The sequence below is a fragment of the Nocardia abscessus NBRC 100374 genome (genome assembly GCF_000308455.1).
GTDB lineage: Bacteria > Actinomycetota > Actinomycetes > Mycobacteriales > Mycobacteriaceae > Nocardia > Nocardia abscessus.
In genome coordinates this window covers 1-1,110 of sequence record NZ_BAFP01000224.1, presented here as the reverse complement: position 1 = coordinate 1,110, position 1,110 = coordinate 1, and the positions used below count along the sequence as shown (strand labels likewise).

The window sequence follows — 1,110 nt, the reverse complement described above, 5'->3', positions numbered from 1 at the left end:
ACCAACGCGGCGTGGTCGATTTTTCCGTTGCCGGTCAGTGGCGGGTCCGGCAGTGCGATCAGGTCGGGCATCCACCCCGAGGGAATCCGATCGGCCAGAAAACCCGATATATCTTCGGGCAGAGCAGGTTCCACGAAGGCGACAAGCCGCGCCTGCGCGCGCTGCCCGACCGCGAGCGCGATAGCCCGACGGACCTCCGGATGAGCGGTGATCGCCTGCTCGATCTCACCGAGTTCGATCCGGTGCCCACGAATCTTCACCTGACGATCGGCCCGGCCGAGGAACTCCAGAGTGCCGTCCGGCCGGTACCGGCCCAAATCCCCGGTCCGGTACCAGCGAACGCCTCCTTCCTCGAAGAATGCCGCGGCAGTGAGGCCGGGTTCGCCGCGATAACCTCGGGCCACTCCGGTGCCACCGATCAGCAACTCCCCCGGTACCCAATCCGGCCGGTCCCGACCGTCCTCGTCCACCACCCGGAAACGCTGGTTACGCAGCGGATGACCGTAAGGGATCGATGTCCACTCCGGGTCCACCGTCTCCACCTCGAAGTAGTTCGACCAGATCGAAGCCTCCGTCGCCCCACCCAGCGCGATCAAACGGCAATTCCCGGACAAGGCGGCGAGACGGCCGGGTAAGTCCAGACCCACCCAGTCTCCGGACACCAGAGCCAACCGCAGCGTCGACGACAATCCGGGCCCGGACTCGGCCACCGTGAGCAGCATGTCCAACATGGCCGGGACACTGTTCCACAGCGTCACACCGTGTTTCCGTACCAGCTCGAGCCACCGGCCCGGGTCACGCCGATCCTCATCGGCCACGAGCACCACACTGCCGCCGGCACCCAACACACCAAACAAGTCGAACACCGACAGGTCGAAATCGACGGCCGCTACCGCCAGCACACGATCGCCGCCGCCGAGGTCGTAGCGGCACCGCAGATCATCGAGCGTATTCACGGCGCTGCCGTGTTCGACCTCGACACCCTTCGGGACGCCGGTGGAACCGGAGGTGAAAATAACGTAAGCAAGATCAGTCCCGCTCCCCCGGCACACCGGGGCAGGAGCGTGGTGTCGCGCATCCCCGATCGCCACCACCGCAACACCGCCAGGG

The 1,110-nt window shown here is 66.0% G+C and carries 1 protein-coding gene; it reads right to left on the bottom strand.

From position 1 onward, the window contains the following. On the bottom strand, positions 1 to 1,052 hold a 1,052-nt coding region (locus tag ON19_RS30845), incomplete at its 3' end, for an amino acid adenylation domain-containing protein (protein ID WP_280925718.1). Positions 1,053 to 1,110: the final 58 nt, after the last annotated feature.